Source organism: Pseudoalteromonas sp. S1608 (assembly GCF_005887265.1).
GTDB lineage: Bacteria > Pseudomonadota > Gammaproteobacteria > Enterobacterales > Alteromonadaceae > Pseudoalteromonas > Pseudoalteromonas undina.
Genome location: NZ_PNDK01000130.1, coordinates 1 through 275, shown reverse-complemented (window position 1 = coordinate 275; position 275 = coordinate 1). Strand labels below are relative to the sequence as shown.

The 275-nt window shown below is 41.1% G+C and carries 1 pseudogene; it reads left to right on the top strand.

From position 1 onward, the window contains the following. Window positions 1-275, top strand: a pseudogene (locus CWB75_RS18985) (S8 family serine peptidase); the annotation flags it as partial.

The following is a 275-nucleotide window of genomic DNA, read 5'->3' as shown; positions in this document are numbered from 1 at the left end:
AAAATCTCGAATGAGCGCTAAAGAAGGAATTGAGCGCTTAAAATCACATCAAGCTCTTGTGTATGTTGAGCCTGATTACCGAGTGAGCATAGCAAACGCAACTACTGATCCTTGCTTTGAAGATTTATGGGGCTTAAATAATCAAGGCCAAACTGGTTGTACGGTTTATGCTGATATTGATGCACCAGAAGCATGGTCAATTTCAACTGGTAGCCGTGTTGGAGTTGTAGGTGATATTGATACAGGGGTAGATTATAGTCAACCTGATTTAGCTG